This is a genomic window from Streptomyces sp. NPDC093018 (assembly GCF_040684035.1).
GTDB classification, from domain to species: domain Bacteria; phylum Actinomycetota; class Actinomycetes; order Streptomycetales; family Streptomycetaceae; genus Streptomyces; species Streptomyces murinus.
The window spans coordinates 13,439-36,584 of sequence record NZ_JBFBFF010000014.1; the positions used below are offsets into that span (position 1 = coordinate 13,439).

Sequence of the window (23,146 nt, forward strand, 5' to 3'; positions counted from 1 at the left end):
GCGCCCCACACCCCGCGCGCCCCTCCCACCCCGCGCGCCCCTCTCGCTCTTCACGCCCCCACCTTCCCGGCCGCGCCGAACAACCCCGCCCGCTCCGCCGCCCGCCCCCGCAGCCGGTGTCCCGGTCCGAACAGCAGCTCGTCCCCGGCCGCCCGCTTGAAGTACAGGTGCGCGTCGTGCTCCCAGGTGAACCCGATCCCGCCGTGCAGCTGGATCCCCTCGGCCGCCGCCGTCCGCAGCGCCTCCAGCGCCTGCGCGAGCGCCGGTCCCCCGAACCCCTCGCCCGCTCCCCCCGCCGTCACCCAGGCGGCGTAGTACGCGGCCGACCGTGCCGCCTGCACCCCCACATAGACCTCCGCCAGCCGGTGCTTGACCGCCTGGAAGGACCCCACGGGCCGGCCGAACTGCTCGCGCTGCCCGACGTACTCCACCGTCCGCTCCAGCACCCGGTCCGCCGCCCCCACGGCCTCGGCGGCGAGGACAGCGGCGACCTGATCCCCGAGCCCCGCGAACGCCACCCGTACGTCTACGGCCTCCTCCTCTTCCGGCCCCAGCAACTCCGCCCGCACCTGGCGCAGTTGCACCCGCCCCTGCGGCCGTGTCGCGTCCAGTGCCGTCCGCCGGGCCCGTACGACCCCCGCGGCCTCCCCCTCGACCAGGAACAGCCGGGTCCGCGCGCGGGCGTACCCCCCGGTGTGCGCGGCGACCAGCAGCAGCCCGGCGCTGTGCCCGTCGAGGACCTGGTCCGCCTGCCCGTACAGCCGCCAGCCGTCGGGGCCGCGCCCGGCCTGCACCCCGCCCGCCCGGCCGCCCCCCGCGCTGTACCCGCCGTTCTCGCCGGTCAGGGCCAGCGCGCGGGCGAGATCGGGGCCCGGTACGGCGAGCGCCGCGGTGAGGGTGCCCGCGGCGATCCGGGGCAGCAGCCGCGCGCACTGGGCCTCGGTGCCGAGGGCGAGGATCAGCGGGGCGGCGAGGACGCAGGTGGCGAACAGCGGGGAGGGCGCGAGGGCGCGGCCCGTCTCCTCGCAGGCGAGGGCCAGTTCGGTGACCGAGCAGCCGACCCCGCCGTACCGCTCGGGCAGCGCGAGGCCCGGCAGCCCGAGCCGTTCGGCCAGCTCGGTCCACAGCAGCGGGTCGTACCCGGCCGGGGTGCCGACGGCGGCCCGCACCTCGGGCGACCCGCACCGGACGTGCAGCAGTTCGCGCAGGGACCGGCGGATCTCGTCCTGCTCGGCGGTGAGACGGGTGTCCATGGGCAACCCTTCCGGGTCCGGCTCTTCCCTCGGGATCTGACGGACCGTCATATTAGGAGGGCCGAAGCGATATGCCCAGGGGCAGGAGGCCTCCCATGACCCGTGTGCGCCGGAACGTCGCCGTGGCCGGTGTGGCGCTCTCCGACTGCGGCCGGGTCCCGGACGCGACGCCGTACACCCTGCACGCCCAGGCGGCCCGGCGGGCGCTCGCGGACGCCGGCCTGGACCGGTCCCTGGTGGACGGCTTCGCCTCCGCGGGCCTCGGCACCCTGGCCCCGGTGGAGGTCGCCGAGTACCTGGGGCTGCGCCCCACCTGGGTGGACTCCACCTCGGTGGGCGGCTCCACCTGGGAGGTGATGGCGGCGCACGCGGCGGACGCGATCGCCGCGGGACATGCGAGGGCGGTGCTGCTGGTCTACGGCTCGACCGCGCGGTCGGACATCAAGGCGGGCCGCCGCACCGGGGAGTTGTCCTTCGGCACACGCGGCCCGCTCCAGTTCGAGGCGCCGTACGGGCACACGCTGATCGCCAAGTACGCGATGGCGGCCCGCCGGCACATGATCGAGTACGGCACGACGATCGAGCAGCTGGCCGAGGTCGCGGTGCAGGCGCGGGCGAACGCGGCCCTGAACCCGGAGGCGATGTTCCGGGCGCCGGTCACCGTCGACGAGGTGCTGGCGGGCCCGCTGATCGCCGACCCCTTCACCAAGCTGCACTGCTGTCTGCGCTCGGACGGCGGCGCGGCGGTGCTGCTGGCCGCCGAGGAGCTCGTACGGGACTGCCGTACGACACCCGTCTGGGTGCTCGGCACCGGTGAGCACGTCTCGCACGCGGCGATGTCCGAGTGGCCCGACTTCACCGTTTCCCCGGCGGCGGTCAGCGGCCGGCTCGCCTTCGAGCGGGCCGGGGTGCGGCCCGCCGAGATCGAACTCGCGGAGATCTACGACGCCTTCACCTATATGACCCTGGTGACGCTGGAGGACCTGGGCTTCTGCGCCAAGGGCGAGGGCGGGGCGTTCGTGGAGAAGGGCCGGCTGCTGGTGCGTGGCGGCGAGCTGCCGGTGAACACGGACGGCGGCGGCCTGTCCGCCCAACACCCCGGCATGCGCGGCCTGTTCCTGCTGGTGGAGGCGGTACGGCAGCTGCGTGGCGAGGCCGGGGCGCGCCAAGTGCGCCGCGCCGACGGACAGTTGCCCGCCCTCGCGGTGGCGTCCGGCACCGGCGGCTGGTTCTGCTCCTCCGGCACGGTGGTGCTCGGCCGGTGAGCCCGCCGCGCCCGCTCAGTCCTCGTCCCGCAGCCGCCGCCAGATACGGGTGCGGTGCAGGACGTAGAACGCGCCGCCGAGCACGCAGATCTGGAGGCCGATCGCGAGCAGCCAGAAGACCGCGCGGCTCTCCAGCTCGTCCGTCAGGAAGGCGAAGTTCATGCCGAAGAAGCCGGTCAGGAAGGACAGCGGCAGGAAGATCACGGACACGATGGCCAGCCGGTTGATCACGTTGTTCTGCTCGCCCGCGACGAGCGAGGAGTAGCTGCCGAAGGCCCGGCGGGTCGCCTCCTGGAGGGTCTCGATGTCGGTGAGGACCATGCGGGCCACATGCTGGAACTCGCGGGCGAGCCGCTGCCGTTCGAGCGGGAAGTCGGGGCTCATCATCCGGCGGGTGATGACCTCGTCCACCACCTGGAGGTAGGGCAGCAGCGAGTGGTGCAGCAGGGCGGAGCGTCGGCGCAGCCGGGACAGCCGGTAGACCTGTTCGGGGCGCCGCTGCTGGAACATGTCGTCCTCCAGCTCCTCCACCTCCAGCAGCGCGGCCACCGCGGCCCGCCGGAAGGTGGCAAGCGCGGACTGGAGCACCAGGAAGAGCAGGGCCACGGCGTCCCGGGGCCGTTCCCGCCGTACGTGCGCGGTGATCTCCGGGGCGAGGAAGGCGGGGCCCCGGTGCGCGGTGACCAGATAGCGGTCCCCGGCCACGGCGTGGGCGTAGATCACGCGCTCGTCCTGGACGACGGGGACCACCAGGCCGACGGTGTCGCCGAGGAAGTCGGCGCGGGCGGGTTCGCCGGGGCGCCCGAACCAGTCCAGGTCCGTGTCGCCGAGCCCGAGCCGCCGGGCCAGCTGCTCGCCCTCCTCCCCCGCGTCCGCCCCCGTCCCCGTCCCCGGCAGCTCCACGTCCACCAGGAGATAGCGGGTGGCGGCGAGCCTGCGCCGGGCCTCCGCCAGGTCGGTGCGCACGATGGTGCCCTGCGGCATCGCCACCACCGTTACGATCATCGCCCTCACTCTCGGTCCCGTCGGCCCCGCTCCCAGCCTGGGCGGACCCCGGCGCCCGCGCACCCGGATGCCCTCCTGTGCGCCGCCAGCCGGACCGAACGGGTGAGCGCGGGCGGCGGCCGGGGGCGGGCATGTTCCGGCGGGCTTGGATACTCGGCCCCATGGCACAGAACGATCTCCACGCCCTGCTCCTGACCCAGCGCGTCTGGTCGCCCGAGGTGACCCGGCTGCCGCCGTTCGATCCGGAGACGGCCCCGCCGACCCCGCTGCCGCTGTTCACGAGCTGGTTCGCCGAGGTGGTGGACGCCGGGCAGCCGGAGCCGCACACGATGACGCTGGCCACGGTGGACGAGGAGGGGCGGCCGGACGCCCGGATCGTGATGCTGCACGGCGCCGACCCCGACGGCTGGTCCTTCGCCACCCACACCACGAGCCGCAAGGGCCGCGCCCTCGACGCCCGCCCGTACGCCGCCCTGACCTTCTACTGGCCGGTGCTGGGCCGCCAGGTGCGGGTGCGCGGGCCGGTCGCGGCGGCGCCGCAGGAGGAGAGCCAGGCGGATCTGCACGCCCGCTCCACGGGCGCCCTCGCGGCGGCGCTGACCGGGCACCAGAGCGAGGAGCTGGCCTGTGCGGACGAGCTGCGCCGGGCCTCGGCGGCCGCCTGGGACCGGGCCCGGGAGAACCCCGCGCTGACCGCCCCCACCTGGACGCTCTACCGGCTGCGCCCGGACACGGTCGAGTTCTTCCAGGGCGCGGCGGACCGGGCGCATGTCCGACTGGAGTACCGCAGCACGGAGTTCGGGTGGAGCAGGGGGCTGCTGTGGCCCTGAGGGGGCTCAGTCCCCGAACTCCCAGACCGTGAAGTCCGCGACCTCCCGGTAGCCGAGCCGCCGGTAGAGGGCGTTGCTGGTGGGGTTGGCCAGGTCGGTGAAGAGGAGGACCTCGGCGGCTCCGGCGGCGCGCGCGGCCCGGCTCACCTCGGCGGTGACCGCGCCCGCGTATCCCCGGCCGCGCAGCGCGGCCGGGGTGTACACGGGGGCGACGCGCACCTGTCCCGCGATCTCCCTGGTCGCCCCGGCCATGGCCAGCGGGGTGCCGTCGGCGGCCTCCCACAGGGTGATGCCGCCGTAGGAGAGACGGGCGTCCGCCCATGGTCCCGCGTCCCGTCCGGGGCCTTCGCCCATGGCCTGCGCGAACTCCCCGAACCAGCGCAGCAGCAGCTCCCGGTCGGCCGGTCCCGCGACTCTCGGACGGCCTTCGGGGGCCGGCTCCGGCGGGGTCAACTCGCCGAGGCGGTAGAGGCGCTGGCGGCGGTGCACGGTCGCCGCCCGGCCGGTCCGCCGCCGCCAGGCCGCCGCGAAGGCCGCCGCCGCGTCCCGCTCGGCGCTCACCTCAGGAAGCCGGTGGCCGAGTCCGGCCAGCCGCTCGGCCAGTGCCTCGGCCTGCTCCGGGGTGACGGGGGTGAGGCAGAGGCCGTGCGGAGGCGTACGGGTCAGCGCCGCGAGCACCGTGCCGTCCGCCGCCGCGAGGGTGCCGAACAGGGGCGTACCACTGCCGTAGTAGTGGAGTCCGTGCCTGCGGAGCGTGTCGGTCACCGTCAGCGGCACGGTGTGCGGTGCCGGGCGGGAGCGCAGGAAGCCGCCCGCGCGGGCGAGGAAGTCGTCGAGGTCGTCGGTCAGCTGCCAGGACTCGGGATGCATGGGCTCATGATCGGGTCAACTCCCCGGCCGGAAAACCGGTTTACCGTCCGCGAACGCCACCCGCAGCCCCATCCCCACCGACAGCTCCGCCTCCTCGGCGTCCACCACCTGCGTCATCATCCTGGGCCCCTCGGCGAGGTCGACCACGGCGGCGATGTACGGGGTGCGGGCGGAGAAGGGGGGCAGGTCATTGCGGTGGACCGTGGACCAGGTGTAGAGGGTGGCGCGGCCGGTGGCCTGCTCCCAGGCGACGTCCTCGCTCCAGCAGTGCGGGCAGAACTCGCGCGGATAGTGGTGGGCCCGGCCGCAGGCGGCACAACGGCGGATCAGGAGGCGGCCGTCGGCGGCGGCCGCCCAGTAGGGACGGGTGAAGGCGTCGGCCTCGGGGAGGTCGTGGCGCGGACCATCGCTGCTCGGATCCATATATCTGACGCTACGTCAGAAAGCCCGTGCTGCCGACCCCTTGGCCCACCATCCGTGTACACACTCCGCACATCCGTGATCAATCCGGAACCAATTCCGGTCTTGACCGAGACCCATCAAGCTGGTGGATGATTACGCTCCCGCTCATGGCCGTCTCCCGCCCCACCCCCACGCACCCCTCATCGACCCCCACCGAACACCCGGTGTACGTCATCGGCGCAGGTCCAGGCGGTCTCGCCGCCGCGTACGCGCTGCGGGCGCGCGGCATACGGGCGGTGGTGCTGGAGAAGTCCGACGCGGTCGGCGCGTCCTGGCGGCGCCACTACGACCGGCTCCATCTGCACACCACCCGCCGGCTGTCCGCGCTGCCGGGCCTGAAGATCCCGCGCCGCTTCGGCCGCTGGGTGTCGCGCGACGACCTGGTGCGCTACCTGGAGAAGTACGCCGAGCACCATGAGCTGGAGATCGTCACCGGCGTCGAGGTGCATCGCGTCGAGCGGGCCGAGGACGGCACCGGCTGGCTGCTGCACGCCTCCGGCGGCCGGGAGCTGACCGGCAGCGCGGTGGTCGTCGCCACCGGCTACAACCACACCCCGCGCATCCCCGACTGGCCGGGCCGGGAGTCGTACGACGGAGAGCTGCTGCACGCCGGCGCCTACCGCAACGCGGAACCGTACGCCGGGCGGGACGTGCTGGTGGTCGGGGTCGGCAACACCGGCGCCGAGATAGCCGTGGACCTGGTGGAGGGCGGGGCCGCGCGGGTGCGGCTCGCGGTGCGCACGGTCCCGCACATCGTGCGCCGCTCCACCCTCGGCTGGCCCGCGCAGTACACGGGCGTGCTGGTACGGCGGCTGCCGGTGCGCCTGGTGGACCGGCTGTCCCGGCAGCAGGCCAGGCTGGCCCTGCCCGACCTGTCCGCACAGGGGCTGCCCCGTCCGGACACCGGCCTGTACAGCAGGGTGAGGCAGGGCGCGATACCGGTGCAGGACGTGGGCCTGCTGGACGCGGTGCGGCGCGGCAAGGTGGAGGTCGTCGCGGCCGTGGAGTCCTTCGAGGCCGGGAAGGTGGTCCTGGCGGACGGCTCCCGGATAGAGCCGGAGGCGGTGATCGCGGCGACGGGGTACGCGCGCGGCCTCGACGGCCTGGTCGGCCACCTGGAGGTGCTCGGCGCGGACGGGAAACCGGTGGCGCGGGGCGGCAGGACACCGAAGTCGGCGCCCGGTCTGTACTTCACCGGATACACCAACCCGATCAGCGGGATGCTGCGGGAACTGGCGCGGGACGCGGGCCGGATCGCGAAGGGGGTCGCGCGTCTCGGCGCGCGCCCTCGCCCCACCCGCCGGTAACTTTCCCTCCCCGCCCCATTCCTGACATCCGCCCGGTTCGTTAATCTGACACAGCGTCAGTTCACACGTGCTGTCTCATGCTGTCTCACAGGAGCGGGGCGGACCGATGCTTGGATCAACCCACGGGACACTCACCACCGACTCCCGCCGCGCCCGGGTCATCGCCTGCGGGGAGCGGCGCCCCGGGCCCGCCGTGCACGGCCGGGTGGACGACCTGGACGTCGGCGGGCGCCCGCTGCACGCGGACGTACCGGACCTGAGCCGCTTCTTCCGCCCGCAGTCCGTCGCCGTGATCGGCGCCTCCGACGCGGCGGGCCGCCCCAGCACCGGCATGACCCGGCAACTGCTGGACTGGGCCGAGCGCGTCGGCGCCCGGGTGCACCCCGTGCACCCGACCCGCCCGGCCGTCTTCGGCATCCCCTGCGCCCCGTCCGTCGCCGCGCTGCCCGAACAGGTCGACCTGGCCGTCCTGCTGATCGCCGACCCGCTCCCGGTGATCGGCGAACTCGCCGAGGCCAAGGTGAAGTTCGCCGTCGCCTTCGCGTCCGGCTTCGCGGAGACCGGCGAGGCAGGCGCCGCGGCCCAGCGGCGGCTCACGGAGGCCGTACGCCGCTCCGGGCTGCGGCTGCTCGGCCCGAACACCAATCTGAACGCCTTCGAGCGCTTCCGGGACGACCTCACCGGACCGGCGATCGCGCTGATCACCCAGTCCGGCCACCAGGGCCGCCCCCTCTTCGCCCTCCAGGAACTGGGCATCCGCCTGACCCACTGGGCCCCGACCGGCAATGAGGCCGATCTGGAGAGCGCCGACTTCATCTCCTGGTTCGCCGAGCAGCCCGAGGTCGGCGCCATCGCCGCGTACCTGGAGGGCCTCAAGGACGGCCGCGCCTTCCTGCTGGCCGCCGACCGCGCCGCCCGCCGGGGCGTGCCGGTGGTCGCCGTGAAGGTGGGCCGCACCGAGACCGGCGCCCGTACGGCCGCCTCGCACACCGGCAAGCTCACCGGTGCCGATGACGTCGTGGACGCGGCCATGCGCCAGTTCGGCGTGATCCGCGTCGACGCCCTGGACGAACTCCAGGACACCGCCGCCCTGTTGGCGCGGGCCAGGCCCCCGGTCGCCGAGGGCGTCGCCGTCTACTCCATCTCCGGCGGCACCGGCGCCCATGTGGCCGACCTCGCCACGGCGGCCGGGCTGCCCCTGCCGGCCCTCAGTGCGGCGAAGCAGGCCGAGCTGCACCAGTGGATACCGGAGTACCTCGGCGTCGCCAACCCCGTGGACAACGGCGGCCATCCGGTGGGCGACGCGCGCGGCCGGAAGATCATCGACGCGCTGCTCGCCGACCCCTCGATCGGCACCCTGATCTGCCCGGTGACCGGCCCCTTCCCACCGCTCAGCGACAGGCTGGTGCGCGATCTGGTGGACGCGGCGGAGCAGACGGACAAGCTGGTCTGCGTGGTCTGGGGGTCGCCGGTCGGCACCGAGCCGGCGTACCGGGACGTCCTGCTTGGCTCCTCCCGGGTCGCCACCTTCCGCACCGTCGGCAACTGTCTGCGGGCGGTGCGCGCCTGGCTCGACCACCACCGCTTCACCGCCTCCTACCGCTCCCCCTTCGACGAGGCCCCGCGCACCCCCTCCCCCTCCTTCCGCAAGGCGGCCGCCCTGATGAGCCCCGGGCGGCAGCTCAGCGAGCACGCGGCCAAGCAGCTGCTGCGCGCCTACGGCATCCGGGTGCCCCGCGAACAGCTGGTGACCAGCGCCGCGGCGGCCGTCCGCGCGGCGGCCCAGATCGGCTACCCGGTGGTGATGAAGGCCTCCGGCGACCGGCTCGCCCACAAGACCGAGCTGGGCCTGGTGCGGATCGGCCTCACCTCCGCCAGCCAAGTGCGCGACGCCTACCGCGAGTTCAACGACATCGCGCGCTACGAGGGGGTCCCGCTGGACGGCATCCTGGTGTGCCAGATGGTCGAGCCGGGCGTGGAGATGGTCGTCGGGGTCACCCATGACGAGCTGTTCGGGCCGACCGTGACCGCCGGGCTCGGGGGCGTCCTGGTCGAGGTGCTGCGCGACACCGCCGTACGCGTGCCCCCGTTCGGCGAGGACCAGGCCCATGCCCTGCTCGGGGATCTGCGCGGCCGGGCCCTCCTGGACGGAGTGCGGGGGCGGCCGCCCGCCGATGTGGACGCTCTGGTGGAGGTGATCCTGCGCGTCCAGCGCATGGCCCTCGAACTGGGCGATCACATCGCCGAGTTGGACATCAACCCGCTGATGGTGCTGCCCCGGGGCCAGGGCGCGGTGGCGCTGGACGCGCTGGTGGTGTGCCGATGACCGGGGTCGAGCACGAGATGCGCGACCACGTCTCGTACCTCACCCTGAACCGCCCGGAGACCCTGAACGCCCTGACCCCCGCGCTGCGCGACCGCCTCGTCGACCTGCTGGGCCAGGCGTCCGCCGACCCGTCCGTGCGCGCGGTGCTCCTCACCGGCACCGGCCGGGGCTTCTGCGCGGGCGCCGACCTGCGCTCGGGGACGGACTCCCGCTCGGGGGCGGACTCCCCCTCCCCCCGGATCCCCGGCGACGTCGCCCGCACCCTGCGCACCGGCGCCCAGCGCCTGATCGCCGCCGTCCTCGACTGCGAGAAGCCGGTGATCGCGGCGGTGAACGGCACGGCGGCGGGCCTCGGCGCGCATCTCGCGCTCGCCTGCGATCTGGTCCTGGCCGCCGAGTCGGCCCGTTTCATCGAGGTGTTCGTACGACGGGGACTCGTACCGGACGCGGGCGGGGCCTACCTTCTGCCCCGGCTGACCGGTCTCCAGCGGGCGAAGGAGCTGATGTTCTTCGGCGACGCGCTGTCCGCACCGGAGGCGGAGCGGCTCGGCCTCGTCAACCGAGTTCTCCCGGAAGGGGAGTTGGCGAAGACGGCCCGCGACTGGGCCACCCGTCTCGCCACCGGCCCGACCCGGGCCCTCGCCCTCACCAAGCACCTCCTCAACTCCTCCCTCGACAGCGACCGCCCGACCGCCTTCGCGGCGGAGGCGTGGGCGCAGGAGATCAACCTGACGACACAGGACGCCGGGGAGGGGCTGCGCGCGTTCGCGGAGCGAAGAGGGCCCGAGTTCCTGGGGCGTTGAGGCCGCCCGACGACCGCACAGTCCCCTGCCCTATGGTGTCGCGCCATGGGATGGGGACCTTGGCGCAAGAAGGACGGGCCGGTCGCGAACGAGCCGATCGGCCCGAAGGAGTCGCCTGCGCTGAGGCTGGTGGCGGAGCGGCTCGGCGCGCTCGGCGGGGCGGACTGGGAGGTCGCCGGGGACCAGGTGCGGGGGCCGGGCCGGGTGGCCGTCGTACTCGGGCACGACCACGAGGGATCCGAGGGGCATGTGGACCTCACCTTCGTGCTGGACACCGACCGCCCGGAGCGGACCTCGCTGCCGGACTGCGTCTCCGGATTCGGGCCCACGCCCGAGGCGAAACTCGAACGGGCCGTGCAGATGTGGGCGGCGACCACCGGCGCGGCCGTACTGGAGACGCTGGAGCAACGCGGGCGGCACGGCGCGCACTTCCCGGCGCGGGATCCGGACGGCTTTCCCGGCCGGCACGCGATCCAGGGCGGCATCACCGGCTGGGGAGCCGGGCCCGAGCACAGCTCGGTCCAGCGGTGGGCCGCCGACCGGGCACTCCTGCCGCTGATCGCCCCGGCCCTGACCGCGGCCGGCCTGCCCCGCCAGGAGCTGGTCGGTATCAAGCTCTTCTTCGGCACCTTCCACGGCAAGGACACGGCCGAGGTCCGGGTCAACGGCCTGACCAGCGAAGCGGCTTCGGCGGCCCTGCTGACCGCGGACTGGCCGCGCCCGCCTTCCGGCGGCTCGTACGCGCGCACCTACGCGATCCTCGTCCACCCGTCCTGACCCTTCGCGCCCCTTCCCGCCTGACGCCTCGTCAGCTTCAATGGAGGGGTGATGGGACACGCAGGAGCCGCAGCCGCAGCCGTCCGCTATCTGGGCCTGAACCCGGTGGATCCGCTGCCGCGCCCGGAGCTGCGCTGTGTGCGGGCGGACGAGCGGGCGCCGGTGGACCAGGGCGAGTTCCGCCGCGTCCTCGGCACCTTCGCGAGCGGGGTCACGGTCATCACGGCACCGGCCGCCGAGGGCGAGAGCGGCCCGGCCGGTTTCGCCTGCCAGTCCTTCTCCTCGCTCTCCCTCGACCCGCCCCTGGTCTGCTTCATGGTGGCCCGTACGTCCACCACCTGGCCCCGCATCGCCCGCGCCGGCGTCTTCTGCGTCAACATCCTCGGCGCCGGCCAGGCCGAGCTGTGCCGGGCCTTCGCGGTGCGCGGCGCCGACAAGTTCGCGGGCGTCCCGCACACCCCCGCGCCCCGCACGGGCTCCCCCAGGCTCCTGGGCGCCACCGCCTGGATCGACTGCGCCGTCCACGCGGTCCACCCCGGCGGCGACCATCTGATCGTGACCGGCCGGGTCCACGCCCTCGGCACCACCGAGGACCCCCCGGCCCCGCTCCTCTTCCACCGGGGCCGGTTCGGGCGTCTCGCCCCCTAGGCTCAGCCGGCGGCGAGGGCCGGCTCGGGCGGGCGGACCCTGCGGATCACCAGGGACATCAGCGCCGCCGCCGCGCACAGCGTGCCCGAGGCGTACCAGACGAGGTCGTAGGAGCCGAAGACATCACGGGCGAGGCCGCCGAGGTAGGCCACGAGCGCGGCGCCGATCTGGTGGGAGGCCAGCACCCAGCCGAAGACGATCGCGCTGTCCTCGCCGAACTGCTCACGGCACAGGGCGAGGGTGGGCGGGACGGTGGCCACCCAGTCGAGGCCGTAGAAGACGATGAAGAACAGCATCGGCGGATGGACCGAGGGGGCCAGCAGCATCGGCAGGAAGACCAGGGACAGGCCGCGCAGGGCGTAGTAGACGGCCAGCAGGCGGCGCGGTTCGAAGCGGTCGGTGAACCAGCCGGAGGCGATGGTGCCGACGACGTCGAACACCCCGATCACCGCGAGCAGCGAGGCCGCGGTCGTCACCGGCATGCCGTGGTCGTGCTCGGCGGGCACGAAGTGGGTCTGGATCAGGCCGTTGGTGGAGGCGCCGCAGATCGCGAAGGTACCGGCGAGGAGCCAGAAGGTGCCGGTGCGCACGGAGGCCGACAGGACCTTGAGGGTGCGCCGGGCCGCGCCCGTCGCCGGGGGCGGCTTCGGCAGGAACTCCGCGGACCCGTAGGGGTTCTGCCCGACATCCGCCGGGTGGTCGTGCAGCAGCAGCCAGACGAAGGGCACCACGGCAAGCGCGGCGAGGGCGACGGTCACGGCGGCGGGCCGCCAGCCGTGGTGCTCGACCATCCAGGACAGCAGCGGCAGGAAGACCAGCTGGCCGGAGGCGGACGCGGCGGTCAGGATGCCGGTGACCAGGCCCCGGCGCGCGGTGAACCAGCGGTTGGTGACCGTCGCCGCGAAGGCCAGCGCCATCGAGCCGGTGCCGAGCCCGACGAGCAGCCCCCAGCACAGCCACAGCTGCCAGGCCGCCGTCATCCACACGGTCAGCCCGGAGCCGATCGCGATCACGGTCAGCGCCACCGCGACCACCCGCCGGATGCCGAAGCGGTCCATCAGCGCGGCGGCGAACGGCGCGGTCACGCCGTAGAGCGCGAGATTGAGGGAGACGGCCGCGCCGATCGTGCCGTGCGACCAGCCGAACTCCTGGTGCAGCGGGTCGATCAGCAGACTGGGCAGGGAGCGGAAGGCGGCCGCGCCGGTGATCGTGACGAAGGTGACGGCCGCGACGAACCAGGCGCGGTGCAGGCGGGTGCGCGCCGGGCGCGGATCGGGGGGTGCGGCCTGGGCGGGGACGGCGGCGGGGTTTGTCTGAATCACGTCATACAGCGTCCGCATTTCCTTCCCGCGCATCGAGTGGCCCGAAGGACAGCATTCGCTAGGATCGGGCCATGAGCGTCGATCGCGCCGTGCCTGCCGATCCGGCCACGCACACCACCGAGGGCTTCCGGCCGCACCGGGTCGCCGTCCTCGCCCTGGACGGGCTGCTCCCCTTCGAACTGGGCATCCCGCACCGCATCTTCGGGCGCCCCCGGGACGCCCTGGGGCGGTCGCTGTACGAGGTGTTCACCTGCTCGGTACGGCCCCCGGGCCCGGTGGAGACGGACGCCGACTTCGCCGTCCAGGTGCCGCACGGCCCCGAGGCGCTGGCCCGCGCCGACACGGTGATCGTCCCGGCGTCGTACGAGCTGGGCCCGGTCTTCGAGGAGGGCCGGCTGACCGAGGAGCTGGCCGCCGCGCTCGCCCGGATCCGGCCCGGCACCCGGCTCGCCTCCATCTGCACCGGGGTGTACGTCCTCGCCGCCGCCGGATATCTCGACGGCCGCCCGGCGACCACCCACTGGGCCGAGGCGGACCACTTCCAGCAGCTGTTCCCGAGGATCGAGGTGGACGCGGACGTGCTGTTCATCGACGACGGGGACGTGCTGACCTCGGCCGGGGTGGCCGCCGGGATCGATCTGTGCCTGCACATGGTCCGCCGCGACTTCGGCACGGCCGTCGCCAACGACGTGGCCCGGCGGATGGTCGTCCCGCCGCATCGCGACGGCGGCCAGGCCCAGTACATAGAGCGCCCGGTGCCCGACCCCCAGCTCGCCACCACCACCGGCGCCCGCGCCTGGGCACTGGCCCGGCTGCACGAACCGATCCAGCTGCGCGACCTGGCCGAGCAGGAGGCCATGTCGGTACGCACCTTCACCCGCCGCTTCCGCGAGGAGGTCGGCGTCAGCCCCGGCCAGTGGCTCAGCCGCCAACGGGTCGAGCGGGCCCGCCAGTTGCTGGAGTCCACCGACCTCTCCATGGACCAGGTGGCCCGGACGTCAGGCTTCGGCACGGCACAGTCGATGCGCCAGCACATGCAGCAGGCACTGGGCGTGACCCCGACGGCGTATCGGCGGACGTTCAGGGCGCTCGCCGACGTGCATTGCGATGTCGTGCCATGAGGCGGCCGGCTCAGCCGACGTCCGAGGGGTCCAGCCGGTAGACGGTGGACTGGTTCTGCTGTGACGTGGACGTGGACCCGGACTTGGCCGCGGACGAGGACTTCTTGCTGTACTCGTCGGCGTTCACCTTCGTACCGTGCTTCTGCACCCACGTGGTGATCTGCCCGCTGAGGCCGCTGCCGCCGCCCATCGCGCCCATGCCGCCCATGCCGCCGACCTGGACGTAGTGCAGCTCGCCCTTCCGCACCAGCTCCTTGAGCCTGCTCAGCGTCATCGCCTTGTCGGTGCCCATGAAGCCGAACATCGAGATGACCGGCTTGTGGGAGCTGAGGATCATCTGCCCGGCGCTCTGCGAGTTGGAGACGGCGATCAGCCACCGGGCGCCGTCCTGGTGCTTCTCCAGGTACGAGACCAGTCCGCTGTCGGCTCCACCGCCGAAGCCACCGCCCATCCCACCGGCCGGCAGCTCGCCGCCCTTCGGCAGGCCCTCGCCGGGCGCCTTCCCGGTGCCGGGCATCCCTCCACCGGGCATCCCTCCACCGCCAGGCATACCTCCGCCGCTCGGCATCCCACCACTCGGCATCCCGCCGGGCGCCTCACCGCCGCCCGGGAAGTTGCCGTCCGCCTTGCCGGACCCGGCGCCGCCCTGGGCCGCGCCGCCGCCCGGGCCACCGCGCATGCCGCCCCGGCCGCCGAAGCCGAAGCCACCCGAGGACGGGCCGGCCGTCGGGTTGACACCGTCCATGGCGCCGCCCGAGGAACTGAGCGCGGGCGAGACCGCGTAGGCGGTGGGACCCACCAGACCGGCCACGAGCGCCGCCGCCACCGACGCGCCCAGCAACCGCGCCCGGCCGCCGGATCGGAAGACGTACAGGCCGGCGATCGCGAGCACCGCCACCACGCCGATGACCGGCCACAGCCAGCTGTTCCAGCCGTCGGCCCGGCGCAGCAGCACGATCGCCCAGGCCGCGGTGACCGCGATCCCGGCGGGCAGCACCCACGACCAGCGGGCGCCACCACTGCGGTGCGCCCGCCACAGCAGCACACCACCGGCGCCGGTCAGCGCGGCGAGCCCCGGTGCGAGCGCCGTCGTGTAGTACGGGTGCATCGTGCCCTTGGCGGTGGCGAACGTGACGTAGTGCAGCACCGACCAGCCGCCCCACAGGATCAGACCGGCCCGGGTGAGATCGGTACGCGGCGCCCGGCCGCGGAGGACCAGCGCGGCGACGAGGGAGATCGCGGCGAACGGGATCAGCCAGGAGATCTGGCCGCCGAGCACGTCGTTGAACAGCCGGCCCAGCCCCGGGGTACCGGCGAAGCCACCGCCCATGCCGCCGCCCGCACCGCCGCCGCCACCGTTGCCGTCGCCGCCGAAGATCCGGCCGAGGCCGTTGTAGCCCATGATCAGGTTCCAGGCGCTGCCGTCGGTCGAGCCGCCGATATAGGGACGCTCGTCGGCGGGAACCAGGGATACGGCGACGGCCCACCAGAAGCTGGAGACGGCCAGCACCACAGCGGCCAGGGCCAGGTGCCCGGCCTTCGTCCACCGGCTGCGCCGGGACGCGATCAAGTAGACGGCGAAGACGGCGGGCAGGGCGATCCAGCCCTGGAGCATCTTGGTGTTGAAGGCGAGCCCGAAGCACACCGCCGAGCCGAGCAGCGGCAGCAGCCTGCCGTCCCGGGTGGCGCGCAGCCCGAGGGCCGCGCCGCCGACCATCAGCAGCGCCAGGAGCGTGTCGGGGTTGTTGTCCCGGTTGATGGCGACCGTGATCGGGGTGAGGGCCAGGACGAGCGCGGCGATGGTGGCCGCCGCGTGACCGAAGGTGCGCTTCACCGATGTGTGCAGGATCCAGATGGTGCCGAGCGCGGCGAGGACCTGCGGCACCATCATCTGCCACGTGCCGAATCCGAGGACCCGGCAGAACAGGCCCATGACCATCAGGGCGAAGGGCGGCTTGTCGACGGTGATGAAGTTGCCCGCGTCCAGGGAGCCGAAGAACCAGGCCTTCCAGCTCTGCGTGCCGGAGTAGACGGCGGCGCTGTAGAAGCTGTTCAGGCTGGAGCCGGAGAGGTTCCAGGTGTACAGGGCCGCCGCTACGACGAGGATCGCGACCAGCGCGGGAAGCGCCCACCGCGGAGCCGCCTCCTGGGGCGCGTCGTGCGGGGGAGCAGGAGTCCGGCCGGGCGACAGGGGTGTGGGGGAATCGGTGGCAGATGTCACCACCGCATCCTGTGCCACAGAGGTGGGCGGAGGCTGTGCCCGATCTGGGCACAGCCTGTGGAGTCGGGAATCGGGAGCCGGGGCCGGGAGCCTGGGTGTACGGCTGACCGCCCGATCACACGGATTGCCGTACGACCGCTCGCGGAGCCGATCACACGCCGAAGGGGGCACCCACGGAGGGCGCGTGGAAACCGCGGCCGGGCGGCGCCGGGGCCTACACCTGCACCTGGGTCTGGACCTGGACCTGGGCCTGCGGGGGTGTCCACGGCCCGCCGGTGTCCGTCCCCGCGTTGTTCTGCGAGCGGTGCAGCCGTGCGTAGGCCCCGTCCCGGGCGAGCAGTTCCTCATGGCGGCCGGTCTCCGCGATCCGGCCTTGGTCGACGACGAGGATACGGTCCGCGTCGGGCGCGAGGTTGAGGTCGTGGGTGATCATGATGGTGGTGCGACCGGCCATCAGGCGCCGCAGGGGTTCGACGAATCTGCGGGCGGCCAGCGCGTCCAGGCCGGTGGTCGGCTCGTCCAGGACGAGGACGGGAGCGTCGCGCAGGATGGCACGGGCGAGGGCCAGACGCTGGAGCTGACCGCCGGACAGATGGGCCGAGTTCGGGTCGATCCTCGTGTCGTAGCCCTCGGGGAGCCGCAGGACGAAGTCATGGGCGTCTGCCGCCCGCGCGGCCTCTTCGAGCGCCTGATCGCTGGCGCCGGGGCGGCCGCAGGCGATGTTGGCTCGGACCGTGTCGTGCAGGACGAAGGTCTCCTGCGGGAGCAGGGTGATGTACTCGCGCAGCCGGGCGAGCGGGAAGTCACGCAACGGCACGCCGTCCAGGAGCAGTTGCCCGGCGTCGGGGTCGTAGAAGCGGAGCAGGAGCTTGGTGAGCGTGGACTTGCCCGCGCCGCTCGCACCGGTGATGATCACCAGCTCGCCGGGGGTGACGGTGAAGGAGACCTTCTCAAGGGCGGTCACGCCGGTGCCCGGGTAGCGGAAGGTGATGTCGCGGGCCTCGATCGTGCCGTCCGGGCGGCCGGTGCGGATGTCCTGGGGCGGGTCGGACACGGCGGGACGGGCGTCGAGGATCTCGATGAGCCGCTCGGCGCCCGCGGTGGCGGAGGTGACCGTGAGCCCGAGCTGGGCCAGGCCGCGCACCGGCGGGTACAGATAGCCGAGGAACGCGGCGAAGGCGAGGAGCTGGCCGAGGGTCATCCGGCCGGTGGAGATCTCCCAGGCGCCGATGCCGATCACCGCGAGCACGCACACCGTCTCGATGACCTGCACGAGCTGCTCGTACGCCTCGTTCAGGCGGGTGGAACGCAGGGAGGCACGGAACCAGGCGGTCGCCTCACGGTGCAGCTGGCGGCGCTCGGCGTCGCGCCGGTCGTACGCCTGGGTGAGCACGATGGTACCGAGGGACTCCTCGACCACGGAGGTGATCGCGCCGTCGGCGACCCGGCCGGCGCGGGAGACGTCCTTGATGGAACCGGCGAAGCGGCGGGCGGCCAGCCAGAACAGGGGCGCGAGAAGGAAGGTGGCGGCGGCCAGGTCCCAGCGCAGCCAGAACGCGGCGGCGGCGTAGAAGAGTGCGGAGAACGCGGCCGACGCGGCGCCCACCAGGCCGGAGATCACCATCGTCTCGATGGCCTCGACATCGCTGGTCAGCCGGGAGAGCAGATCCCCTTGGCGGTGGCGGGCGAAGAAATGCGGGGGCAGCTGCTGGACATGGTCGAAGACGTGGGCACGCAGCCGCATCACGAACCGCTCGGTGACCCAGGCGGCCAGCGAGTTGCCCGCGTACGCCACGAGCGCACCGGCGACCGCGATCGCCAGCCACTTACCGGCCGGGCTCCAGAACGCGGCGAGCGAGCCCTTCTGGAGGGCATGGTCGGTCAGGTCGCCGAACAACAGGATGGCCTCGGTCTCGGCGAGCGCGGCGAGCACCGCGCACCCCCAGACGATGAGCAGCCATTTCCTGAGCCCTTTTGTCAGCGGCCAGAAACGCCGGAAAGCCGTCCGGGCGGAAATGGCAGGCGTCTCGTACTCGAATTCATCGCCGTCGTCAGACACCAAAATCACCGGCCATCACCAGAATCACCTTCCGATCGCCGCGGAAAGACAGAAAGAGGGGTCCGGCGGTGCACCGCCGAACCCCTCTCGGATCAGCTTCTGATCACCGGTTGTGGCCGGGCAGCGGCTTGGGAAGCGGCTTCGGCGCGTGCTTCCTGGGCTTCGGCTGCGGCAGCGGCGGGAAGTGCTTCGCCTTGTGCTTGCTGGGCAGCGGGGCAATCTTCTTGAAGCTCATTTCCGGCTCCTTGCGTTGCGCTTTTGCTGTGCTGTCGTATTCCGCGTCCGGACCCGACACCAAAGAAACTACACGCTCCCCGGAGCTCGGAACGGCAAAAACGGCAAAGACGGACTGTGGACTCCCTGAGAGAAACTGTGCGCTTGTCTGTGACCCTGAGAATAACCTCAGCGACGACCCTTAATGGCGATAGTGCGTTCGATCAGGGAATTCTGGTTCGCTCAAGTAGCGGTCCTCAGAGGGTTCAGAACGTGAGCACCGCCCGCGCCACCCGTCCCGCCTCCGCGTCCGCGCGGGCCTTCTCGAAGTCCTCCACCGGATAGACCGCCGAGACCAACTCGTCGAGCAGCAGGCGGCCTTGGCGGTAGAGGCCGGCGTACAGGGCGATGTCGTGCTGGGGGCGGGCGGAGCCGTAGCGGCAGCCCAGGATCGACTTGTCCAGGTAGAGGGTGGAGACGCGGAAGGACGCCTCGGCGGCGGCCGGGGGCACTCCGAGGAGGATCGCCTGGCCGTGCCGGTCGAGCAGTTCGACGGCCTGCCGGATCAGCTCCACCCGGCCGACGCACTCGAAGACATGGTCGGCCCCCGTCGGCAGCAGTTCCCGTACCGCGTCCGTCGAGGTCAGGAAGTCGGTGGCGCCGAACTCCCGGGCGATCGCCGCCTTCGCCGGGTTGGCGTCCACGGCCACGATCCGGGAGGCGCCCGCGAGCCGCGCCCCCTGGAGCACGTTCAGGCCGATGCCGCCGGTGCCGATGACGACGACGCGCTCCCCGCATCGCACCCGGGCCCGGTTCAGTACGGCGCCCACCCCGGTGAGCACCCCGCAGCCGATCAGCGCGGCGGACTCCAGGGGGATGTCGCGGGGTATGCGGACCGCCTGGACGGCCCGGACGACGGTGCGTTCCGCGAAGGCGGAGCTGGCGGCGAACTGGTGGACGGGCTCCGCCCCCGCCAGGGTGAAGGGCCGCTCAGGACGCCCGATCGCCTGCCGGCACATCGTCGGGCGGCCCCGGTCGCACTCCGGGCAGGTGCCGCAGCTGGCGAGCGTGGACAGGGCCACATGGTCGCCGGGCGCGACATGGGTGACCCCGGCGCCGACCGCCTCCACCACCCCGGCGCCCTCGTGCCCGAGCACCACCGGGACCGGGAACGGGATGGTGCCGTCCACCACCGACAGATCGCTGTGGCACAGCCCCGCCGCCGCGATCGCGACCAGTACCTCGCCAGGACCCGGCGCCCGTACCGCCAGATCGTCCACGACCCGCACCTGCCGGCCGTCGAACACCACACCCCGCATCACCGGACCCCCTTCGGCTCCCTGGGCAGGCCGAGCACGCGCTCGGCGATGATCGTGCGCTGGATCTGGTCCGAGCCGCCGTAGATGGTGTCGGCCCGGGAGAAGAGGAACAGATGCTGGTCCGCGTCGATCCGGTACGGCTCCTCCGCCGACCACTCCCCCGGCCCCGCCGCCGCCCGCGCGCCCCGCACCTGTACGGCCAACTCGCCCAGCCTCTGGTGCCAGTTGGCCCACAGCAGCTTGGCGACGCTGGGCGCGGCGGGCTCGTCCGCCCCGCCCAGGGTGCGCAGGGCGTGCCAGCGCATGGTGCGCAGCTCGGCCCACTGCCGCACGAGCCGGTCCCGGATCAGGGGGTCGCGCACGGCACCTTCGCGTACGGCCGTCGCCACGACCCTTCGCAACTCCTCCGCGAACCCGATCTGTTGGGCCAGCGTGGACACCCCCCGCTCGAAGCCGAGCAGGCTCATCGCCACGCGCCACCCGTCGCCCTCCGCGCCGACGACGTGCTCCGCCCTGGCGCCGTCGAAGAACACCTCGTTGAAGTCACTGGTCCCGGTCAGCTGCCGGATCGGCCGCACCTCGATGCGGCCCGGCTGGTCCATCGGCACGAGCAGGAAGCTCAGCCCGTGATGCCGCCGCGACCCCTCCTCGGTGCGCGCCAGCACGAAGCACCAGTCGGCCTCCCGGGCGAGGGAGGTCCAGATCTTCTGCCCGGTGACCCGGTGGTGGTCCCCTTCGCGTACGGCCTTCGTCCGCACCGCCGCGAGATCGGACCCGGCACCGGGCTCGCTGTACCCCTGACACCAGAGCTCTTCCCCGGCCGCGACGGGCGGCAGGAAGCGCCGCTTCTGCTCCTCGGTCCCGTATCCGATCAGCGTGGGCGCGAACAGGTTCTCCCCGATGTGCCCCGCCCTGGCCGGCGCACCGGAACGGGCGTACTCCTCGGCCCAGACGACCTGTTCGGTGAGCGACCCGGTCCGGTTCCCGTACCCGCCTTCCGCCCAACCGAGCCCGATCCAGCCGTCTTTACCGAGGGTCCGCTCCCAATCCCTTCGGTCGACATCCTGATTGACGTGAGTCGCAAGCCACGCCCTCACCTCACCTCGAAAGGCCTCATCCTCGTCACTGAACCCGAAATCCATACTCCCCGCCTCCATCCAGCCCGTGGTATCGGCAGCGCCCCTCCAGGGGCGCGGGGAACCGCGCGACAAGCCACAACGCACCCGCACTCGCCGGCGCTCCGCCACTCCCCGAGCTACTGGGCGTTCGGCCGAGTCCCACTCCGCGCCGCCTCCTCCATCGCCGAGAGCTGGGACAGCATCGGCATCGGATCCACCCCCACCGCCCCCGGCAAGAACTCCGCGATCGTCTCCGGCGTCCAGCCGCCGGAGGCATAAGCCGAGCGCAGCTCGCACGGCTGGGCCCACACCGCGATCTTCGCCCCCGCCACCGAGTACACCTGCCCGGTGATCCCCTCCTCCGCCGCCCGGTCCGAGAGCAGGTACACCACCAGCGCCGCCACATCCTCCGCCGACCCCATCCCGGCCAGCTCCATGGGCACGTTGGCCGACATCCGCGTCCGCGCCACCGGTGCCACCGCGTTCGCCGTCACCCCGTACTTGTGCAGCCCCAGCGCCGCGCTGCGGACCAGCGAGATGATCCCGCCCTTGGCCGCGCTGTAGTTGGCCTGGGACACGGAGCCCTGGTGGTTCCCGCTGGTGAATCCGATCAGCGTCCCGGACCGCTGGCGCCGCATCACCGCGGCGGCCGCCCGGAAGACGGTGAACGTGCCCTTGAGATGGGTCGCGATGACCGGGTCCCACTCCTCCTCGGTCATGTTGAACAGCATCCGCTCGCGCAGGATCCCGGCGACGCACACCACCCCGTCGAGCCGTCCGAACGCGCCCACCGCCGTGTCCACGACCCGTTGTCCGCCCGCCATCGTGGAGATGTCGTCGGCGACCGCGACCGCCTCCCCGCCCGCCGCCTCGATCTCCTTCACGACGGCCTCGGCGACCTCGCTGCCGGGCGCGGTGCCGTCCGTGGCGACGCCGTAGTCGTTGACGACGACCCGCGCCCCCTCTCTCGCCGCCGCGAGTGCGACCGCCCGTCCGATCCCCCGCCCCGCGCCCGTGACGGCGATGACCTTGCCTGCCAAGAAGTTCCCCACGCCCGGCCCCTTCCCGCGGTTTCTGACGGTCCGTTAGATTCTATGGCGCGGCTCACGCGCGGACACAAGCCCCGGGGAGGCACCGGATGACACTGCCGCAGGAGTTCCACGAGATCGCCGAGCGCGTGAACAACTGGGGTCGCTGGGGCGCCGCGGACGAGATCGGCACGCTCAACCTGATCACCGACGAGGTGGTGCGCGCCGCCGTCGCCGAGGTGCGCACGGGCCGTCGTATCCCGCTCGCACTGCCCCTCACCCACGACGGCGTGCAGACGGGCGTGATCCCGGGCCGGGTGGACCCGCTGCACGCGATGACGCAGCTCAACCAGGAGCTGTTCGGGCCCGGCACGGTGGCGTGCAGCGACGATGTGGTGACCCTGGGCCTCCAGGCGGGCACGCACTGGGACGCGCTGCCCCATGTCTCGCACGGCGGGCGGCTCTACAACGGCCGCCCCGCGGCCACCGTGACCGCGCACGGCGGCGCCGAGTTCTCGGGGATCGACAAGGTGCGGCCGGTCGTCTCGCGCGGGGTGCTGCTGGATGTGGCGGGCGCGCTGGGCATGCCGCGGCTGGCCGGGGGGCACGCGGTCACGCCCGAGGAGCTGGCTCGGGCAGAGGAGTTCGGCGGGGTGCGGGTGCGCGCCGGCGACATCGTGCTGGTGCGCACCGGCCAGCTGCGGGTGTATCTCGGCGGCGACCGGCACGGGTACGGCTATCCGTCCCCCGGTCTTTCGATCCGTACGCCGGAGTGGTTCCACGCCCGCGATGTCGCCGCCGTCGCCAACGACACGCTCACATTTGAGATCTTTCCGCCCGAGATCGACAATCTATGGCTGCCGGTGCACGCGCTGCACCTGGTGGAGATGGGGATGCTCCAGGGCCAGAACTGGAACCTGGAAGAGTTGTCCACAGCCTGTGGAGAAAGCGGGCGGTACGCGTTCCTGCTGTCGGCGACGCCGGAACCGTTCGTCGGCGCGACGGGATCGCCGGTGGCACCGGTGGCGCTCCTCTGAGGATCGGCGCGTGCCGAGCAACGCGCGGTGCCGGTGGGTCGGTTGGCGGCGCGGTCGCCCCCCCTGCGCCGCACGCCCGCGCCGCCCTCCGGTGCGACCCGCTCTCGGCGAGGACCCCTGGCCGCCGCCCGGCCCTCGCCGTCCCCTCACGGCGAATCGACG

Annotated in this window: 20 protein-coding genes; 9 read left to right on the top strand and 11 right to left on the bottom strand. The window is 73.1% G+C overall.

Translation table 11 applies throughout. From position 1 onward, the window contains the following. Nucleotides 1–50: 50 nt before the first annotated feature. Complete coding sequence (locus tag AB0N90_RS26960) at nucleotides 51–1,253, bottom strand: acyl-CoA dehydrogenase family protein (protein WP_365200894.1); 1,203 nt, start codon at nucleotides 1,251–1,253, stop codon at nucleotides 51–53. 95 nt (nucleotides 1,254–1,348) lie between these two features. Between AB0N90_RS26960 and AB0N90_RS26965 the strand changes: the two genes are divergently transcribed. Then, nucleotides 1,349–2,518, top strand: a complete 1,170-nt coding sequence (locus tag AB0N90_RS26965) for an acetyl-CoA acetyltransferase (protein ID WP_365200897.1) — start codon at nucleotides 1,349–1,351, stop codon at nucleotides 2,516–2,518. A 15-nt stretch (nucleotides 2,519–2,533) separates the two neighbouring features. Here the strand turns inward: AB0N90_RS26965 and AB0N90_RS26970 are convergent, their stop codons facing one another. Further along, on the bottom strand, nucleotides 2,534–3,523 hold the full coding sequence (locus tag AB0N90_RS26970) for a CorA family divalent cation transporter (RefSeq protein WP_365200900.1): 990 nt from the start codon (nucleotides 3,521–3,523) through the stop codon (nucleotides 2,534–2,536). A 161-nt stretch (nucleotides 3,524–3,684) separates the two neighbouring features. On the opposite strand from AB0N90_RS26970, the gene AB0N90_RS26975 reads away from it, so the two are divergent. Further along, entirely contained in the window at nucleotides 3,685–4,353 is a 669-nt protein-coding gene (locus tag AB0N90_RS26975; RefSeq protein ID WP_365200903.1) for a pyridoxal 5'-phosphate synthase, read from the top strand. Nucleotides 4,354–4,359: 6 nt separating this feature from the next. Here AB0N90_RS26975 and AB0N90_RS26980 read toward each other — a convergent pair whose 3' ends face one another. Then, complete coding sequence (locus AB0N90_RS26980) at nucleotides 4,360–5,223, bottom strand: GNAT family N-acetyltransferase (protein ID WP_365200904.1); 864 nt, start codon at nucleotides 5,221–5,223, stop codon at nucleotides 4,360–4,362. Between the two features lie 15 nt (nucleotides 5,224–5,238). Then, on the bottom strand, nucleotides 5,239–5,646 hold the full coding sequence (locus tag AB0N90_RS26985) for a Zn-ribbon domain-containing OB-fold protein (protein WP_365200907.1): 408 nt from the start codon (nucleotides 5,644–5,646) through the stop codon (nucleotides 5,239–5,241). A gap of 146 nt (nucleotides 5,647–5,792) precedes the next feature. Here AB0N90_RS26985 and AB0N90_RS26990 point away from each other — a divergent pair, with 146 nt between their 5' ends. From AB0N90_RS26990 to AB0N90_RS27010, 5 genes are all read left to right on the top strand, one after another. Further along, a complete protein-coding gene (locus AB0N90_RS26990) occupies nucleotides 5,793–6,992 on the top strand; it encodes an NAD(P)/FAD-dependent oxidoreductase (protein ID WP_365200910.1) in 1,200 nt (399 codons plus the stop codon). A 106-nt stretch (nucleotides 6,993–7,098) separates the two neighbouring features. Then, nucleotides 7,099–9,318, top strand: coding sequence for an acetate--CoA ligase family protein (locus tag AB0N90_RS26995; protein ID WP_365200913.1), 2,220 nt, complete (start codon nucleotides 7,099–7,101; stop codon nucleotides 9,316–9,318). Next, entirely contained in the window at nucleotides 9,315–10,121 is an 807-nt protein-coding gene (locus AB0N90_RS27000; protein WP_365200915.1) for an enoyl-CoA hydratase-related protein, read from the top strand. Before AB0N90_RS26995 ends, AB0N90_RS27000 begins: the two co-directional genes overlap by 4 nt. Before the next feature lie 45 nt (nucleotides 10,122–10,166). Next, nucleotides 10,167–10,898 (top strand): DUF6348 family protein, encoded by a 732-nt coding sequence (locus tag AB0N90_RS27005; RefSeq protein WP_365200918.1) that lies wholly within the window; start codon nucleotides 10,167–10,169, stop codon nucleotides 10,896–10,898. Nucleotides 10,899–10,949: 51 nt separating this feature from the next. Then, nucleotides 10,950–11,546: a flavin reductase family protein gene (locus tag AB0N90_RS27010; protein WP_365200920.1), complete on the top strand. Its 597-nt coding sequence runs from the start codon at nucleotides 10,950–10,952 to the stop codon at nucleotides 11,544–11,546. A gap of 2 nt (nucleotides 11,547–11,548) precedes the next feature. Here the strand turns inward: AB0N90_RS27010 and AB0N90_RS27015 are convergent, their stop codons facing one another. Beyond that, a complete protein-coding gene (locus AB0N90_RS27015; RefSeq protein ID WP_365200923.1) occupies nucleotides 11,549–12,868 on the bottom strand; it encodes an MFS transporter in 1,320 nt (439 codons plus the stop codon). A gap of 71 nt (nucleotides 12,869–12,939) precedes the next feature. On the opposite strand from AB0N90_RS27015, the gene AB0N90_RS27020 reads away from it, so the two are divergent. Then, a complete protein-coding gene (locus tag AB0N90_RS27020; RefSeq protein ID WP_365200926.1) occupies nucleotides 12,940–13,989 on the top strand; it encodes a helix-turn-helix domain-containing protein in 1,050 nt (349 codons plus the stop codon). A 10-nt stretch (nucleotides 13,990–13,999) separates the two neighbouring features. On the opposite strand, the gene AB0N90_RS27025 is transcribed toward AB0N90_RS27020, so the two are convergent. The 6 genes from AB0N90_RS27025 to AB0N90_RS27050 all read right to left on the bottom strand — a co-directional run bounded on the left by AB0N90_RS27025 (nucleotide 14,000) and on the right by AB0N90_RS27050 (nucleotide 21,971). After that, a complete protein-coding gene (locus AB0N90_RS27025; protein WP_365200929.1) occupies nucleotides 14,000–16,210 on the bottom strand; it encodes a glycosyltransferase family 39 protein in 2,211 nt (736 codons plus the stop codon). Between the two features lie 214 nt (nucleotides 16,211–16,424). Further along, complete coding sequence (locus tag AB0N90_RS27030; RefSeq protein ID WP_365200931.1) at nucleotides 16,425–18,269, bottom strand: ABC transporter ATP-binding protein; 1,845 nt, start codon at nucleotides 18,267–18,269, stop codon at nucleotides 16,425–16,427. 103 nt (nucleotides 18,270–18,372) lie between these two features. Further along, entirely contained in the window at nucleotides 18,373–18,504 is a 132-nt protein-coding gene (locus AB0N90_RS27035) for a hypothetical protein (RefSeq protein ID WP_365200933.1), read from the bottom strand. A gap of 244 nt (nucleotides 18,505–18,748) precedes the next feature. Further along, the gene (locus tag AB0N90_RS27040) at nucleotides 18,749–19,801 is read right to left on the bottom strand and encodes a Zn-dependent alcohol dehydrogenase (protein WP_365200935.1); all 1,053 of its coding nucleotides are present in this window, start codon (nucleotides 19,799–19,801) and stop codon (nucleotides 18,749–18,751) included. Continuing rightward, entirely contained in the window at nucleotides 19,801–20,943 is a 1,143-nt protein-coding gene (locus AB0N90_RS27045) for an acyl-CoA dehydrogenase family protein (RefSeq protein ID WP_365200937.1), read from the bottom strand. The genes AB0N90_RS27040 and AB0N90_RS27045 overlap by 1 nt, the downstream gene beginning before the upstream one ends. A gap of 113 nt (nucleotides 20,944–21,056) precedes the next feature. Continuing rightward, the gene (locus tag AB0N90_RS27050; protein WP_365200939.1) at nucleotides 21,057–21,971 is read right to left on the bottom strand and encodes an SDR family NAD(P)-dependent oxidoreductase; all 915 of its coding nucleotides are present in this window, start codon (nucleotides 21,969–21,971) and stop codon (nucleotides 21,057–21,059) included. A gap of 86 nt (nucleotides 21,972–22,057) precedes the next feature. Here AB0N90_RS27050 and AB0N90_RS27055 point away from each other — a divergent pair, with 86 nt between their 5' ends. Continuing rightward, nucleotides 22,058–22,984, top strand: coding sequence for a cyclase family protein (locus AB0N90_RS27055; protein WP_365200941.1), 927 nt, complete (start codon nucleotides 22,058–22,060; stop codon nucleotides 22,982–22,984). Nucleotides 22,985–23,146: the final 162 nt, after the last annotated feature.